The sequence below is a fragment of the Finegoldia magna genome, assembly GCF_003182075.1.
In the GTDB taxonomy this organism is placed as follows: domain Bacteria; phylum Bacillota; class Clostridia; order Tissierellales; family Peptoniphilaceae; genus Finegoldia; species Finegoldia magna.
In genome coordinates, this window is record NZ_QGTH01000002.1 from 76209 (window position 1) to 94146 (window position 17938).

The 17938-nt window shown below is 33.3% G+C and carries 8 protein-coding genes and 1 pseudogene; 2 read left to right on the plus strand and 7 right to left on the minus strand.

Annotated features, from left to right (window positions below):
• Nucleotides 1-481: 481 nt before the first annotated feature.
• From DES33_RS01555 to DES33_RS01565, 3 genes and pseudogenes are all read right to left on the minus strand, one after another.
• Nucleotides 482-7092: pseudogene (locus tag DES33_RS01555) on the minus strand (S8 family serine peptidase).
• Between the two features lie 431 nt (nucleotides 7093-7523).
• Complete coding sequence (locus DES33_RS01560; RefSeq protein ID WP_110057905.1) at nucleotides 7524-8360, minus strand: ADP-ribosylglycohydrolase family protein; 837 nt, start codon at nucleotides 8358-8360, stop codon at nucleotides 7524-7526.
• Between the two features lie 84 nt (nucleotides 8361-8444).
• Nucleotides 8445-10238, minus strand: coding sequence for an oleate hydratase (locus DES33_RS01565; protein ID WP_110057906.1), 1794 nt, complete (start codon nucleotides 10236-10238; stop codon nucleotides 8445-8447).
• Nucleotides 10239-10447: 209 nt separating this feature from the next.
• Here DES33_RS01565 and DES33_RS01570 point away from each other — a divergent pair, with 209 nt between their 5' ends.
• On the plus strand, nucleotides 10448-12133 hold the full coding sequence (locus DES33_RS01570; protein ID WP_094224386.1) for a M3 family oligoendopeptidase: 1686 nt from the start codon (nucleotides 10448-10450) through the stop codon (nucleotides 12131-12133).
• 100 nt (nucleotides 12134-12233) lie between these two features.
• On the plus strand, nucleotides 12234-12539 hold the full coding sequence (locus DES33_RS01575; RefSeq protein WP_094224385.1) for a hypothetical protein: 306 nt from the start codon (nucleotides 12234-12236) through the stop codon (nucleotides 12537-12539).
• A 30-nt stretch (nucleotides 12540-12569) separates the two neighbouring features.
• Here DES33_RS01575 and radA read toward each other — a convergent pair whose 3' ends face one another.
• Genes radA through DES33_RS01595 form a run of 4 tightly spaced genes read right to left on the minus strand, consistent with a single transcriptional unit; the run spans nucleotide 12570 to nucleotide 17937 of the window.
• The gene (radA, locus tag DES33_RS01580) at nucleotides 12570-13931 is read right to left on the minus strand and encodes a DNA repair protein RadA (protein ID WP_110057907.1); all 1362 of its coding nucleotides are present in this window, start codon (nucleotides 13929-13931) and stop codon (nucleotides 12570-12572) included.
• A gap of 1 nt (nucleotide 13932) precedes the next feature.
• Entirely contained in the window at nucleotides 13933-16353 is a 2421-nt protein-coding gene (locus tag DES33_RS01585; protein WP_110057908.1) for an ATP-dependent Clp protease ATP-binding subunit, read from the minus strand.
• Complete coding sequence (locus tag DES33_RS01590; protein WP_110057909.1) at nucleotides 16350-17345, minus strand: ATP--guanido phosphotransferase; 996 nt, start codon at nucleotides 17343-17345, stop codon at nucleotides 16350-16352. Before DES33_RS01590 ends, DES33_RS01585 begins: the two co-directional genes overlap by 4 nt.
• Nucleotides 17338-17937: a hypothetical protein gene (locus tag DES33_RS01595; RefSeq protein ID WP_110057910.1), complete on the minus strand. Its 600-nt coding sequence runs from the start codon at nucleotides 17935-17937 to the stop codon at nucleotides 17338-17340. The genes DES33_RS01590 and DES33_RS01595 overlap by 8 nt, the downstream gene beginning before the upstream one ends.
• Nucleotide 17938: the final 1 nt, after the last annotated feature.

Consider the following 17938-nt stretch of genomic DNA (forward strand, 5'->3'; position numbering starts at 1 on the left):
GTCACAATTAAAATAAAAAATAAAGAAAGTAGAAGAAAAAAACTATTGGCTTCAATTAGAAAATGATGCAAAAAAAAAGATAGAATTGTCTCAAATGACAGATGCAGAAATAAGACAATTACTGAAACAATCGGGATTTTAAGAAATAAATACAAATTAAAAGACTTGTTAAAATACTTTAATCTTCCAAAATCAACATATATGTATTGGCAAAAACGCATAAATAGACCAAATAAAGATATGGAAATAGAAAACAAAATACTCATCCTACAAATGACAAGTAGGGAAAATAGCAGACAACAAAATAAAAAGAAACTTTAAAGTATAAAAACCATACACACAAATAACAACTGACATGGGTAGGGTATATGAAAAGTTTTGTGTATCAGCTCCTCCTGATTACTATTATATCAGGAGGATTCTATACACAAACTATTTCACAGTCTCTTAAAAAAACTAAAACTTTTGTATTGCTATACTATTATTTCTCTTCGTTTTTGTCTTTTTTCTTAAATCCAAAGAATGCACCTGCTACTGACATAAATCCTGCTGCCGACATCATTATGATTTCGCTAATATTCCCAGCTTTTGGTAATATATGCTGATTTTTTCTAATCACATTACCTTTAATATTTCTGCTTTTATAAATTTTATTAGGTGAATTTGTTTTGTCAGTAGTCTTGTTGATTTCAACTGTTGTAACGGAGTCTTTTTCACCTAGTTTATAAGCTTTGTCGTTCTTTTTGTTTGAAGATTTACTAGTCTTTATTTCTTCTTTTTCATTTGTTTCAGACTTATCAACATTAACATTATTTTTGCTTTCAGAGCTATTTTTTTATCATCAGAAATTTTAACTTCAGTATCATTAGCTAAATCCGATTGATTTAAATTATCGTCACTTGATACGTCTGTTGAATCTTCTATTTCTTTTGGTTGGCAAGTATTTTCTTGAGACGTTTCCTTTTTCTTATTAATATCGAATGTAGGTTTGTTTTCTTCTTGTTCTTTTACCTTAATTTTCTTAAAAGTTGGATTTATTGTTGTTGCTTTTGTTACGAACAAAACATAACCTGATTCTTTTTTGTCCTTTACTCCTGAAATTTCCCAGCCATCAAATTGATATCCTTCTGCTACTTCTCCATTATAAGCTGGAAGAACGAAATCTTCACCTTTTACTAGTTCATTATCCTTATTATCTATAGTAAGCTTGACTTTTTCTGGCTTGATAAGCTCTACCGTTCCAGTATTTTTGTCTAAGTTAAATTCTTTTACTGTAGTATTTCTTGCAAAGTCTTTTACTACAAATTTGATTTTTAATTCACTATCTTTGATATCTTTAATATCATCTAGTGATTTGTATTCTTTTCCATTTACATAGATGTGTTGTTCTTGTATTTCTCCATCTTTGTTATTATCTCTTTTATCAAATATGTTAAATTTAATAAATTTATTTTTTGCATATTCAATAGATATTTTACCATCTTCGCTCATCTCAACTGTAGGTTTTACATTATCATATAAGAATTGATAGTGAACTCCTACCGCCTTTGCGTTCATTGAAGAATAACCTGTTTTTAAGAATACATTTCTGTCCATATCTTTAACTTCATCTGGGAATCCATTTGCCTTATAATCTTTCATTCCCCAATCCATGATATCCCCATCTTTTACATCAAGTTTTATATTAAAGTCTCTTGTATTGTCAATGTGTAAATCACCATATATTAAATAATTATCTACAACTGACTCATTAACTCTCATTTCCCAGTTAAATCCACCTTTATCAGAAATTTTTCCTTTTAGATAAAATTCTGGATTTCTTACGTAAATCTTATTAGATTTAGAAGGATTAAAGTAATTTTTATCCATTGATAGATTCACAGGCTTTGTATCGATAAATAGCATTGCACCGTCTTCTTTAATGGCTTCAACGTTTGATTTATCATCTCCGATATATTCCTTGCCATCTTTGCCAAGAAGAACTAGTTTATAAGGATCATCTACAAGCTTTCCATCCTTATCTATAGCCTCTCCCTTATCATTAGTTTTGAATTTGAATACTTGGTATCTAACTATATTAAAACCATCCAATGCTGACATAAGAACCGATTGAGTGCTTCTTCCATCTTGAACATTTCTACTATCACAGTAGATTGTTTTTTGTGATAGGACCTTGATGTTAGGGGCAGTCTTTTGGATTTTTTCTATATCTGCCTTGCTATAAACTCCATTGCCATCGAGCATGTCAGTTTTTCCTGGGTTAAATGTAGTAACTCTTAGGGCATATCCCTTTCTTACAATCATATTATCATTTAATACATATTGACCCTTTTCTTGATCGAAGAACATCTTGTTTGTATCCATCTTGCTTGGATCTTGTGGTTTTTGTTTTGTAAGCTCACCTTCACCTAGTTCGATAATATTTCCGTAGCTTGAAGCATATGGTGAAGCTTCCTCTGCTTCATCCTTCTTTTCTGGCATCCTTATTATAGTTTTAGCTTTTGTTTGGTCCTTATCTTTTACAAGGATATTCATATCTCCAGTAAAGGATAGACCATCGACTACATCATTTGTGTTTGCAAATAAGTCAAAGGTTAGAGTTTTTGTTTGTGGGTCGTATTTACTTGCCTTAATTTCTATTAATTTAAAGTCATTACCATAGTAAGCCTTAGCATCTTTTGATACATTACTTACTTTTCCAAGAATTTCAAAATGTCCATCCTTTGATGGGCTTAATACTCCACCAAGCTTTGATTTAACATCATCAAGTTTCTCAGTTTCATATTCTAGAGCACTTCCATCTTCATAGGCTTTTATATTTCCATTTTCATCATATTGATAATCAAGTTCTACTGTTCTTTTTCCACCATTTACATAGTCGTATTCTTGCTTATATTTCTTTTTAACTAGTTTCTTTAGGTCTTTATCTTCAAAGCCTCTAACAGTAGAGATTTCTTTGTTTAACTCTAGATTTGAAGGTCCCTCTATAGGATTTTCATCAAAAGTATCTTTCTTTTCTTCTGCCTTATTTGAAGCTTCTGGACTTTGAGCATTTTTGAGTTTTTCTTCAGAAATTTCACCTAGTTTTTTGTAAGAAGAAGCATCTGTCTCAGGATCTACTAGGTAATAAGAAATCATTCCTTTTGCGTCAGCTTTATTATCAAATTTAATCCTATGGATTTTGGTGAAGTTGCTTGCACCATCTAGGGCGATTACCTCTATGATTTTTCCTCTTAAATCTCCAGCTCCTTTAATTTCGTAGATAGTATTTCCTTTTTCATCAAGCTTTCTGTGTCTTCCTTCGCCTTCTCCTGCATATTTAACATCAAGGTTTCTTTCAACATCACCATTCTCGTCAACTATAGCTGCACCTGCATACCATACTTCGTTGGCTACTTCTTCAAATTTATCTGGATGGTTCTTTTGATCTCTTACAAACAAGGTTTCGTTTTTATACTTATCTTTTACCTTGTGGTAGGTATCTTTTGCTATTAATTTGATTTTGTCTGGATTAGAGAAATCAACATCAACAATTGTTGGAGCTGTATTGTCAATTTTTACTGGTATATAAGAAACTTGCCATGGATAATCCTTGGTTAATCTATATTTGAACTTGTAGAAGTATTGACCCTCAGCTATTGGTTCAAATTGACCCCTAAGTTTTGTTTCCAAGTCTTGGTTATTATTATCATCATTAGCGCCTTCTTCTCTTCCTCTTGGGTTGTAGATTAATCCATCCCATTTTAAATCTCCCATAACTTTTAGCTTAGAAGATTTTATACCCTTAGCGTCATTTCTCTTAGAGTTTAAGATACCTCTAATAAAATGCTCTTTAGTTATTACTTTAAGATCTTTTTGACCTTCTCCTTCTTTATCGGTATTTACGATTGATATTTGTCCTTCTTTTGCACTTCTTAGAACAAGTGGTGAAGGGGTTAGCCCTCTTTCTATTTGTACTTCTTGAGTTTGTCCTTTAGAATCGAGTGGGTAAACTCTTGCTACTTTTGAGCCGCTATTAGATGCATCAGTTAATCCTTGGTTGTTATTTAATGCAAATAAGTCAGGGTCTTGATCAAGTGATTTTGTATTTCCATCTTTTCTGTTTTGGATAACGGCAGCTGGATTGAATTTATCGATGTCGTGTTCTCCACCTATACCCTTATTCAAGGTTCCAGGTATTTTTGGTTTACCATCGTCATCATAACCTTCCATTGTCTTTGATTTTGAACCTTCTTCCCAAGCCCACTTGTCAAGGATTGGCTCCTTGTTCCAATTTCCAGCAAAGCCCATAAGTGGCATTGATAGAGATGGTTGAAAAACTGTCTTGTTTCCCTTACCGCACATTGCCTCAACTTCTTCTTTAGATTCAAATCTAATGAAGGATTCTACAAATTTATTTTTATCTTTAGCATCTCCAACATCTATTACAGCATTTAAGTCAAAACTTGAATTTGGTTTTATGGTAAATGTATCGTATTCGAATGTTATCTTTGCTCCATTAATTACTTCAGGATGGATTTCTGGAACAATTTGTTTTCCATCTTGAGATTTTTCATCCTTGTAAGTTTCATCAAGTTTTAGTCTATTGGTTAAGAAATCTGTTGTGATTGCAGATGATGAAGCTTTAAATGTTAGAGGTCTATCTGATGTATTAATTAATTTAATTGTGAAATATTTTTTATCGCCCTTAATCTCTTTAAGTGAAATAGATCCATATGAATTTACCAAACCTTCAGAGTCTAAATTCTTAAAGCTAGCTATAACGTCATTTCTTAGTGCATTAGCTACGTTAATAAGACCAGCGCCTTGTTGTCTTGGTGAAGCATAATATAGTGATTTCTCCTTCCAACCTGTTGGATCCATCATAGGTCTTGCTGTGTTTTGTAAGGCAATCTTTGTAAGAGTAGTTAAGTCGATTTTATCGTCACCTGTTAGGTTTTTTAAGACAGGTTTTGCGAGCATCTCTTTTAGTTTTGGTCTAATCAATACTGTTGATGCTGCAACTACTGGTGTTGCCATACTTGTTCCTGACATATAACCATAAGTTGACTTGCCGTCAATTACATTTAGAGTTGATTTGATGTTCTTTCCTGGTGCTGATACATCTGGCTTTAGGAGGAGGTCAACCCTTGGACCCCAAGATGTAGAAGCTGCTGGAACTATTACTTCTTCCTTGTAAAGTTCCTTATCTGTATCAGGAGCAAAGTTAAAGGCTAGCTCTTTCTCATCACCAAGCTTTGGACGGTTTTTGTTGAAGCTTTCCATGTCAATTGGATAGTATTGGTCAAGCTTATCTTTGAAGTCTTCCTTTTTATTTCTTTTAACCTCTGTTTTATTTGCTGGATTAATCATATTCCAAATCTTTAGACCATCATCACCTGATACTGAAAATACTTGACAAGTTGTTCCTTCATCTTCTTCGTAACCCATGGCTGGAAGCTCTGTCCAGTTATCTCTGTTGTAGTAGTTAACTGTATTTACAACCATGATTGCACGAGCACCCTTATCGGCAGCTTTTTTAAAGGCATATTTTAAATCTTTGGTATAGATTCTATCCATAACGGCAATTTTGCCTTTAAGATTAAGACCAACTAGATCTTCATCTTGACCCTTGCCTATATAAACAAATTTTACTTTGTCAGATAGCTTGCTTCCGTCTTCATTTCTAATAATCTTATCCTTATCGAAGAAGGTACCGATATTTCTATACTTAAAGCTTTCTCCACCAATATTGACCTTGTCAAACTCTACTATTTGATTTTTAGCTGATGCGACCGCGATAGCATCTTCATGTGCAGCAGTTCTAGTTACATTGCCTGTATCAATCATCTTTAGTTGGTTATTTGCAGCCAAGTCCCATGATGAGCTTGATGCAGCTGTTGCGTAGTTTCCAGTTGCTACAACCATAGGAATGCCAGCTTTTCTCAAAGCTCTAACAGCCTGCCAATATTTTTCTCCTACTAGTCCTGTTCCTGTAAAACCTGATGATACAGATACTACATCGACCTTATGCTTGATTGCATCTTCAATAGCATGAAACATCGTTTCATCACCGGCAAATCCATCACCTGAATCAGAATACATCTTATAAGAAAATATTTGAGCGTTTGGAGCAATCCCATCAATACCATTATAATTAGCTATGTCCTCATCAGTATCATTTCCAGCAAGAATTCCTGCTATATGCATACCGTGTGGATCATGATAATCTGAACCATCATCATATTTTTCGACAGTGATTTTGCCACCATTATAATAGTTAAAAGCGTGAGGTATTTTATCACTCAACCAAAAGTACTTGTCAGTTCCTTGTAAATCATCTTTCTTATATTTCATCGATGATTTCGCATCTTCGTCAATTCTCATGGCTTTGTGTCTGTAATCAGTTCCAGTATCAATATTTGCAATTACCATTCCTCTACCATCAAAGTTTTTGCCAAATTGAGCATTGATTGCTTTTAGGTAATCTATGGATTCATCAACTCCTATTTCCTTTCGAGCATTGTTCATCATCGGTTGAATTTTTTGTGATTTTTCGACTGATGAAATGCCTTCAATAAGTTTAATTTTGTCCAAATTATCTCGATTTGTTTCTATAGCACAACCATTGAAAATCGTATTATAAGTATACAAAACTTTAGTATTTTTAAAATTAGATAGTTCTTTAATTGCTTTCTGACCATCCTCCTTATTCCTAAATTCAGCTATGTATACAACTCTATCCTCTTCTTTTTTAGAAATGTTTAGAATTTCATCTGCTTTATGCAATTCATTTCCTTTTGATACTTCTTTGTTTGAATATTTGTTATCGGAAGTATTTTTATTATCAATTACAGAATCCTCTTTAATATCTTCTTTGGTAATTACTGATAACTTTTCATCGTTTGTTTTGTTCGAATTTTCTTTATTGACTTTTAACGTCTCATTCGTAAGCTTATTTTCATCCTGCTTATATTCTATAGATTTTTCCTTATCAATAATATTTTTAATATCTTCAGTTTTTGCAAAAACTGTATCACTGCACATAAAGGAAACTGATGAAACTGATAAAGCTGCAACAAGAGTTGCCTTTATAATATCTTTTTTTTTCATAAATCCTCCTAGATTAAAAAATATTAATTTTACTTATGGTATAAATTGCAAATATCGATATTGAGTCCCATTTTCAAAAATTACGTTCTAAATTTTACTACTTTTTTTTTATTTAGTCAACATTTATAAGACCTCTAATATAATTATTTTTTTAACTTTATATACATAAAACGCATAATAAAAGTATATTAATAATTAAAAGATATATTAATAATTTTAAAAACAGAGATTTCATTAATAATTAAAATATAAAAACCTTTATCATTTTCCTAAATATGCATTTAAAATAAATAATGTATTTATAGTTATGCTTTAAGTATAACTTTTTATGTATTTTTTGACATATTAAAATCCTCCTGATTATTGTCTTATCAGGAGGATTTCTCATACAAAAACTATTTCACAGTCTCAAATAAATACATTCAACTAATTTATATTTTATTTCGATCATCATTCACATTTCCGTCGCACAAATACTCTACGAATTTTTCAATTTGCTCTTTTACATTTTCGTCGATTTTTTCAATCCACCTTTTAGGAATTGTAGAATATCCATGAATAGATCCACTGATACTCCCAGCAATTGCAGCTATCGTATCGGAATCTCCTCCGTGATTTACAGCGTTTATAATGCAATCTTCAACAGAATTTTCCTTTGCCCAATAAATCGCATTATTAAAAGTGTTTACGATATATCCCGATGGTTTGAGAAGTTGTTTATCTTCAAGTTCATGAGTTTTTCCATTGATGTTATCGCGTATGATTTGTGTGTATTCTCGTAAAATTTCATCACACATTTCGTTATTGTGAGTGAGTCTTCCTTGTTTTATGTTCAGTTCTTCTGAGTTTTCGTTATCTAATAATGCACATGGAAGTGCTCTCATCAAGCTTCCGTTTCCAAGTGCTGTTTCATCTTCTTCAATAAAAATTTCGTATTGAATGTAGTGTTCGATTGCACGTCTACATTGATTGCCAATATCTCTAGGATGTGTATTGTACCAATCGACAAATAATTTCATGGTATTTTTCTCAAAATTATCACGGTCATTTTCCATCAATGAGTTCATAATACAAATACTCATATCTGTATCATCGGTGCATTCTCCTGGATTCAAATCAAGCCATCCTCCACCTAATATATCAGTGACTTTTCCGTAGATTTTTGAAATTTCGTCTTCAGTCATAAATTCAGTAGTAGCTCCCATGCTATCACCTATTGCAAAAGCAAAAAGCGCTCCTTTGATTCGATCTATTTTCCTTCTGTCCATATTTTCATCCCCTTTTGTATATTTTATTACAAATTAAAACAAAAAAATATCCCCAGAAAATAAATTCCAGGCATATTAATAAATCTAAATCAAATTATTTTCTTTTAACATTAATTCGATATCAGTGTCTTCTATTTTCTTTCCAATACTATGAGCTAACAATTTTGGAATTGGTAGGTCAGGTTTTTCGTAATCATTAAGTGCACTAACTGCATTTAATAAATATCTCAAATCGTATCTTGAAGCGTAAACTTCTGGAATTCCCTTTTCAACATGACACAATGCATATACAGCTTCCATTGCTGTTCTTCCAGAATATTCTGTAGTAAATACAGTATCTCTGCCAGGTTTGTCCAGTGTTTCTGCAAATTGTCCAAGGAATGCAAAGTTCACAGCTCCTTTAGGAACAACGTAAGGTCTGTCGCCAAATTCACGAGGTTCAAAATGACTTGTAATATATGGCATCATTACAGGAATTGCTGAACAATCTTGTGATAATTGATCGATTTCTGCTTCAGGAACACCTATATGATACAACCATTCTTTTGTGATTTCTTTTCCTGTACAATCTCTCATAGGTTTTTTGATATAATTTCCGTCTTTGTCAGTAAATAATCCGTAAACCCAAACGCAAATATCTTCTTTTGGTTGACCAACATATTGTGGTTGTCTGTTAATCGTCCAGCTCATCAACCAATTTGAATCCTTAACAGTTACGATACCACCTGTAACTACTTTTCCTGTGTAAGGATTTCTCTTAGTAATATTTTCGATATAGTCGATAACTTTACCACCATGAACAGTTACTGTACAAGATTCCCAGTTAGTTCTTTCAACATTTTTACAGAATTTGTCAGGTTTGCCGAATTCATCTGATTTTAATGCTATATTCCTCCATAAATCCCAGCTTCCACCAAGATCAGCACTCAAAGTTGCTGCAGTCTCATCGTCACCGTAGCTTGATGATTCAGTCATTGATCCATTAGTTATAAATACCAAATCATTTTCAGTTAAATCAATTGATTTGTCTTCACCTTTACTTGATTCCATTACCAATTTTGTAGCAACTTTCTTATCAGCAGTTATATCAAAATCAACATCTTTTACAGTGATTCCGTATTCAAATTTAACACCTTTTTCTTCTAACCATTTAACTATCGGTTTAACGATAGATTCGTATTGGTCGTATTGAGTAAATTGAAGAGCTGAAAGTGTAGGAAGTCCTCCAACATGGTGGATAAATCTGTTCAAATACAATTTCATTTCCAAAGCACTATTCCAGTTTTGGAACGCAAACATTGATCTCCACAAAATCCAGAAATCACTATTTAAAGTTTCTTCTGAGAAAACTTCATCAATTTGTTTGTTTTGTAAGTTTTCATCTTTTGTAATTGTAAGCTCTGCAATTTCCTTCAAAGCTTTGTCTGATAAGTTGAATTTTTCTTCATCATATCTTTTACCATTTTCATGAGTTATACGACATTTACTGAAATTTGGATCGTCTAAGTTAGTGTAGAAGAAATGATCTATTATTGATTCCTCTGGATTTTCAGATGATGGAACCGCACTGTACAAGTCCCACAAAGTTTCAAAATGGTGACCCATTTCTCTACCGCCTCTGGCAACATATCCTCTGTGTTCAGTCTTAAATTCTCCATCCAAACTTCCACCAGGCAATTCTAATTGTTCAATAAAAGTAATATTTTCGCCTTTCATGTGAGCATCTTTTACTAAAAATCCACCCGCAGCCAATGCAGCAATACCAGTACCTATAATGTAGGCTTTCTTATCATCTATATCTTTTGGCTTTCTTGCGTGAACTAAAGAGTGATAATTTCCATTAACAAACTTTACTCTTTCATCATAACTATTATTCATTAAATAACATCTCCTTTTCTTTATAAGAAAATTTTAAGCTGGTGGAATCATCAGTTCAAATCTCTTACTTTTTTTATATACCCACTTTTTTAAATTATCTAACACTGTTCCCTATATTTTTTTATTGTTTTTTTCTTAGAAATATTTATCAACCATAAAAACATTTACATAGTATAAAAATATGATAAAATAATTTTAGAGGTGAAAAAATGAAATTTACAGAATACAAATACACTAGACCTAACTTCGAAGAAGATAAGAAAAAGGTCGAAGATTTTATCAAAAGATTTAACGATTCCACAACTTCTGAAGAACAAATCAAAATCATGGAAGAAATGGACAAATACAAGAAAACATTAAGCACTAATGTCAACCTTGCCTACATTCGTCACACGATCGATACAAATGATGACTTCTACAAAGAAGAACAAGATTTCTTGGATGAATACATGCCACATTATTCAGTGCTTGACACTAAAATGTACGAAGCAATCGACAACTCCAAATTCAAAGACGAATTGGTTAAACATTTCGGACAACATTTATTTGACTTAATAAGCTGTCAATTGATTTTTAATGAAAAGGCTGTTCCTTTTAAGCAAAAAGAAAACCAATTAACTACTAAATACAACAAATTAATAGCATCTGCTCAAATCGAATTTGACAATAAAACATTGACATTGTCACAAATGGCTCCTTACACACAATCAAAAGATCGTGATGAAAGAAAAGATGCCACAAGAAAAATCTCAGAATTTTTCGCAGAACATGAAAAAGAAATCGATGATATTTACGATGAAATGGTTCACGTTAGAACAGATATGGCTAAAGCTTTGGGATTTGATTCATACATTGAATACCAATACAAATCATTAATGAGAACTGATTACGACAAGAATGATGTTGCAAAATACAGAGAATTTGTCAAAAAATACGTAACACCAGTTTATCTTGAATTGAGAAAGAAACAATCAAAGAGAATTGGCATTGAAGATATGAAAGCTTACGATAACAACGTAATGTTCACTGATGGTAACGCAAAACCTCACGGAGAAAAAGACTTCTTGGTAGATAACGCTAAGAAAATGTACTCAGAATTGTCACCAGAAACTAAAAAATTCTTCGATTTTATGTATGAAAGAGAATTATTCGATTTGGAAAGCAAAAAAGGTAAAGAAGGCGGAGGATATTGTACTACAATTGAAGATTATGAATCTCCATTCATCTTCGCAAACTTCAACGGAACTACTCACGATGTCGAAGTAATGACTCACGAAGCAGGTCATGCATTCCAATCTTATACTTCAATGGACGGAAGAATTTTCGAATACATCTGGCCAACATTTGAAGCTTGTGAAATCCACTCAATGAGTATGGAATTTTTGACATGGCCATGGATGGAATTGTTCTTCGAAGAAGAAACTAACAAATTCAAATTCTCTCACTTAGATGGAGCTATCAGTTTCATTCCTTACGGTGTAACTATCGACCATTTCCAACACTTCGTATACGAAAATCCAGATGCAACAGCTGAAGAAAGAAAAGCAAAATACCACGAAATAGAATTGATGTATCGTCCAAACTTGGATTATGATGATGAATTCTTGGAAAAAGGAACTTGGTGGTACAGACAAGGTCACATCTTCAATAACCCATTCTATTACATTGATTACACATTGGCACAAGTTTGCGCATTCCAATTCTTATTGAAATCAAGAAAGAATCGAGAAGAAGCATTCAAAGATTACCTTGAAATCTGTAAAGTTGGTGGAAGCCAATCATTCTTCGGAATAATGAAAGCTGGTAACATCAAAAACCCAATGAACGATGGAGTTCTTGAAGAAATCCTTCCACAATTATTGGAAATATTAGACGAAATAGAAAAAGAATTATAATTTTGAGAGTGGACTATGTCCACTCTTTTTTTGTATATAAGAATTGTTTTTTTTATAAAACGTTATATAATTAAATTAAATAAAAAGTTTGGAGGCTTTTATGAAACGTAGCAAATTATTTGTAATTTTTTTATGTGCTGTAATGACGTTCTCATTCACAATGTGTAAGAGTAAAACTATGTATTCTTACAATCCGTATTCTGAAAGATACGGCATTGATTCTGATGATGATTTGAAAAAGGCTATGCAGTCCATGAAAGAAAACGAAGATTATCCAATTTACAAGGATGGTCAAGAAGAATCCAAAATCCACAGACAATATCTATTGGATTTGTATGATAAAAATGATTTGTCAGCTATAAAAACCTATATTGATAACAATAAATTAATATTAGGAAAGAATTAGAAAAAGACACTCTATTTTTGTGAGTGTCTTCTAAAATATATCTGATATTACAGATCTTATACTATCAAATTGTTTGATTTCAAGATCGTATTTTTGTGTTAGATTTGTGTTTTGTGAGATGTAAACTTTTTTGTATCCCAATCTTTCGATTTCTTTTAATCTGGTTTCTATTTGTGGAACTCTTTTGATTTCTCCTGTCAATCCAACTTCTCCAATGAACACAACATCAGATGGAATTGGTTTGTTCATAAGTGATGATGCAATTGCCATTATTATGGACAAATTCACGGATTGTTCTTGGATTTTGATTCCTCCTGTGGTTTTGATGATGACATTCTTGTCGTACATATTCATTCCAGCGCGTTCTTCCAAGATAGAAATCAACGTATTCAATTGGTCTTTACGAAGGCTATCCCCTATTCTTTGAGGATACGGAGTGAATGATTTGGACACCAATGCTTCAACTTCGACAACCAAAATTCGTGACCCTTCTTTTATTACAGAAAGCGCTGCACCATTTACATCTTTTTTCCTTTTCGTGACGAAATAATCAGACGCATCGGTGATTTCTTTTATTCCATCTTCTTGCATATTAAACAGTCCAATCTCTCCAGTTCGACCGAATCTATTTTTTGTCGTTGTCAACAATCTCAATGGATCGTCACTTTCACCTTCCAAATAAAGCACAGTATCCACCAAGTGTTCAAGCGTTCTAAGCCCTGCCATTTCGTCTGATTTTGTCATATGCCCAACCATAATCGCAAGAGTTGGTTTTTCGGGATTTTTGCAGATTTCTACAATTTTATTCGCACATTCAACAGTTTGCACAGGAGAGCCTGGACGTGAAGTGTACTCACGAAGCTGAAATGTTTGAATACTATCCAAGAAAATCACATCCGGTTTTATTTTGTGAATAGAATCCAAAGCGTTGTCCATGCTTGTCGTTGAAATTAACCAAATATTTTCCGGGATTTTTTCCATAGTTCTCATCGCGCGTTGTTTGATTTGAGATGTGGATTCTTCTCCAGAAATGTAGAGAACTTTTATATTTTTAGAAGCCAAATCATTTGCTAGTTCAAGTAGCAAAGTTGATTTTCCAGCTCCTGGTCTTGCAGTTAGAATTGACACGGAATCTCTGACAAGTCCCCCACCAAAAACTCTGTTCAATTCAGTAATCGACGATTGAATTCTTTCCGACGAATCAATCTTTACATCGACCAATTTAACCGCTTTTGAAGATTTGGTCGAACTTGTTGTTCTAGTATTTGATTTTTCATCTATGATTTCTTGTTCTTGCATAGAACCCCAGCTGTTACAACTGGGGCATTTTCCTATCCACATGGCTTGCTCGTAGCCACAATTTTTGCACACGTATTTTGTTTTCTTTTTCATATTATTGTTTCACAGTCTTTTTGCGTCTTACATATCTTCTAAAGCTAACCTTGTCGTTAACCACAGTTATAGTTGTTTTTCTATTTTTGTCGATATCTCCGTTCAGAATCTTGTCGGCAAGTTCATTTTCAATATCCGTTCTGATAAGTCTTTCAAGTGGTCTTGCTCCGAATTTCTTGTCGTATCCTTTGTCTACAAGATAATCCAAGATTTTTTCGTCATACGAAATTATCAAATCATTCTTCGCCATTCTCTCAACCAATTCATCCATCATTAATCCAGCAATTTCTTTTATATTTTCCTTGTTCAAATTGCTAAACACGATAACATCGTCTAATCTATTCATAAATTCTGGCTTGAACATCGACTTCATTGCATTGTTGATAGTCTCTTTGTTTCTGTTGTATTCATCAACTTCAACATCTTCTGCTGTATTAAACCCAATTACGTTTTTGCTTTCAAGTTCACTTGCGCCAATGTTTGATGTCATTATGATTACAGTATCTTTGAAATTTACCACGCGTCCTTTGGAATCTGTAAGTCTACCGTCGTCCAAAACTTGCAAAAGCGTGTTGAAAACATCTGGATGAGCCTTTTCGATTTCATCAAACAAAATAACAGAGTATGGTTTCGTACGCACCATATCAGTTAATTGTCCACCATCATCGTGGCCAACATATCCTGGAGGAGATCCTATCAGTTTTGATACGGAGTGTTTTTCCATATATTCTGTCATGTCAATTCTAATCATCGCATTCTCATCATTGAACAATTCCTTAGCAAGTTTCTTTGCCAAATATGTTTTACCAACACCAGTTGGTCCGACAAACACAAATGAACCAATTGGTTTGTTCGGATTTTTGAGTCCAACACGTGCTCTTTTAATTGCATTGGAAATAGAATCAATAGCCTTGTCTTGTCCGATGACAACTTTTTTCAAATTATCAGCCAAGAACAAATATTTTTGTGATTCTGATTCTGTTAGCTTAGACACTGGAACTTTTGCCCAGCGTGACACGATATTTGCTATTTCATCGAATCCAATTTCCAATTTGTTTTCGTCTTGGTTTTCTTCTTCCATTTCTGCTTCTACTTCCTTGATTGCATCTCTTTTTTCTGCTGCAAGTAAAAAGTCAGAATTTTGAATAGCTTCTTGTTTCTCTTCTTCTAATTCTTCTAGAATTTTCGCATAATTTTTGCCACCAGTGAAGTTTTTCACTCTAACCATCGATTGAGCTTCATCTATTAAATCTATTGCCTTGTCTGGCAAATATCTGTCGTTCAAATATCTGTGCGATAATTCAACACTCGCTTTGATTGCTTCGTCACTAATTAGAACGTGATGGTGTGATTCGTATTTGTCCTTCAATCCTTCAATAACTTGAATAGAATCCGAAACAGAAGGCTCATCTACCATGATAGTTTGAAGTCTTCTCTCAAAAGCTTGGTCCTTTTCGATAGTTTTTCTGTATTCATTGATAGTTGTAGCTCCGATTATTTGCAAATCGCCTCTCGCCAATGATGGTTTCAAAATATTTGATGCATCCAATGCGCCCTCTGCACCACCAGCGCCCATCAACGAATGAAGTTCATCTATAAACAAAATTTTGTTTTCAGAATTTGACAAAGTATCGATAACTTTTTTGATTCTTTCTTCAAAATCTCCTCTGTATTTTGTTCCAGCCAACAACGCTGCCAAATCCAATGACAAAATCTCCTTGTCCTTGAAAATATCATTCACATCGCCGTTGACAATCTTTACAGCCAAACCTTCCACGATAGCAGTCTTTCCGACACCAGGATTTCCAATCAACACAGGGTTATTCTTTTTACGTCTAAGAAGAACTTGAATAATCCTTTCGATTTCGTCCTCACGACCGATACATGGATCGATCTTTCCTTCTTTCGCCAATTCGTTCAAATTCTTAGTGTACTTTTCAATTTCACTTGGCTTAGAAGAATTAGCTGACGAGTCGTTGACATCTCCCTGTTCTCTCTTCATCTTCATGAAGAAATATTTGCGAAGTTCCGCTGTCAATTTCATAATATCCACGCCTGTTTTTTTCATCAAATGATTAGCGTAGTTAGAACTATCCATGCAAAGCGCTGCCATAATGTGTTCTGGAGTAATCGCCCTTTCTCCGTAAGTGTTGGACAATCCCACAGCTTGAGTGATTATTTCTTCAAGTTTCGGGCTAATTCTTTGATTAGTTTCCTTGCTGTCTCCATAACCCAACTCATCTATAATTAAATTTCTAATTTTTTCGTAATTTCCACCGTGTTTTTTCAAATATTGAGACGCCTTGAAATCAAACTTGAACATAGCAAGTAGCACATGCTCCACTCCAAGATCCGCGTGCTTCAAACTAATTGCCTCATACACAGCCTCAGTTCTTAAATTATAAATATCTGATTTTCTCAATTTTTCACCTGTCTTTCCAAAGTATCCTTGATGATTTCGCTTCTCAAAACACCAATGTTTTGATTCAATTTATTGTTTTCGCGAAATTTTTCAAGCTTCAACTTATTTGTCTTATCGTACAAGTCCAGAATATCATCTACATTGAAACCATCGACTATGCCAAAATCGATAGCTATCAGTAAATCTCCAATCCTGTTCATTCCTTCAATTTCATCCAAAACTCTTGAATATTTTAGCATCGACACGCTTCTCAAAAGGTCATCCTTAAACTCAGGATTATTTTCGAATAAAATGCGTCTGTTTTCAATTTCCTTTCTAGAAATCGAATCAATCAAAAGCGTCATATCATTGATAATATATTCAGGATCCATCAAATGACCATTAGTCGTAAGCCTGTAAATAGAACTTTTCGTATTAGAATTGAAGGCTTTCTCAAACATATATCCTCTGTATCTTGCAACATCTTGAATATCATCAATCTTGTTGAAATACTCTAAAGCCTTCAAGTTCATACACACGCTTACATCCATCATACATCCCGAATCGTAGAAATCATCTGACAAATATCCAAAATCAATATCAAAAGCAAAGTTCAATTTATCATTCAATTTTTCTTCAATATTCAGACATTTTTCGTAAATATCTCTTAAATTTTTCCCAAAATCGTAAGCAGTAATACAAATGTGGTCATTATCTGCCAAAGTAAACACGCATTTTTTATCGCTATTTATGATAACTTCAGGAGACACATCCTCATAATAAGCACTGGAAATGTATCCTTGTTTTCTCAGATAATCTCTGTTCGTACTTTTAGTATCCTTAAAAGAATAAACGCTAGACTCCTTCAAATATTCCAGATTATTCAATTCTTTTTTAATATCTGATTTCATATCGTCGCAAGAATCCGTATCTATAACCAACATAAAATTATAGTCCGACAAATTTCTTCTCAACGACACATCAGATTTCATTACAACACTTGAATTATTCATAACATTTTTCCCTATACTCTTGTAATTTCAATTCCAAATCGTCAATCTTCGTTTGAATATCGTGACACTTTTCAAATTCCTCATTATCCATTGCAATGAAAAGCTCATCAGACAAGCTATCCAACTTCTCCAAAATTTCCTTTGCCTTTTCAAAATTCTTAGGGAATTTGCCCCTGTAATATTTTGGATAGCTTTTAGAATTTCTCTTATCCATTATGAAATCTCTGAAATGATCGTAACAATATTTGCAACCAATCGATGAATAATTCTTCAACTCATCAAACGGCATATTGCACACTGGACACACACTCTTATCGTCAGCATCTTTCTTTGAAGATTCTTGTACCTTTTCAAAAGGCAAATGTTCCACCACATCAGAAATTTGCTTTGCGATTTCTTCAAAAAGCTCCTTGTTTTCGTTCAATTCTTGATCAGAATCAAACTTAAAATCAGAATTCGAAATAATCTCATTCTTCAAATTATTCATATATTCTTCATAGCAATCATGACACAAATTCACATCACGAGCACCAAATGGCCCCACGATTTTAACTTGAATAAAAGCAGGTTTGCCACAATTATCGCAATTCATA

Coding starts and splice junctions, on each gene's coding strand:
- DES33_RS01595 (WP_110057910.1), bottom strand. CDS start 17,937: ATGAATTGCGATAATTGTGGCAAACCTGCTTTTATTCAAGTTAAAATC.
- radA (WP_110057907.1), bottom strand. CDS start 13,931: ATGAAAAAGAAAACAAAATACGTGTGCAAAAATTGTGGCTACGAGCAA.
- DES33_RS01575 (WP_094224385.1), top strand. CDS start 12,234: ATGAAACGTAGCAAATTATTTGTAATTTTTTTATGTGCTGTAATGACG.
- DES33_RS01560 (WP_110057905.1), bottom strand. CDS start 8,360: ATGGACAGAAGGAAAATAGATCGAATCAAAGGAGCGCTTTTTGCTTTT.
- DES33_RS01565 (WP_110057906.1), bottom strand. CDS start 10,238: ATGAATAATAGTTATGATGAAAGAGTAAAGTTTGTTAATGGAAATTAT.
- DES33_RS01590 (WP_110057909.1), bottom strand. CDS start 17,345: ATGAATAATTCAAGTGTTGTAATGAAATCTGATGTGTCGTTGAGAAGA.
- DES33_RS01570 (WP_094224386.1), top strand. CDS start 10,448: ATGAAATTTACAGAATACAAATACACTAGACCTAACTTCGAAGAAGAT.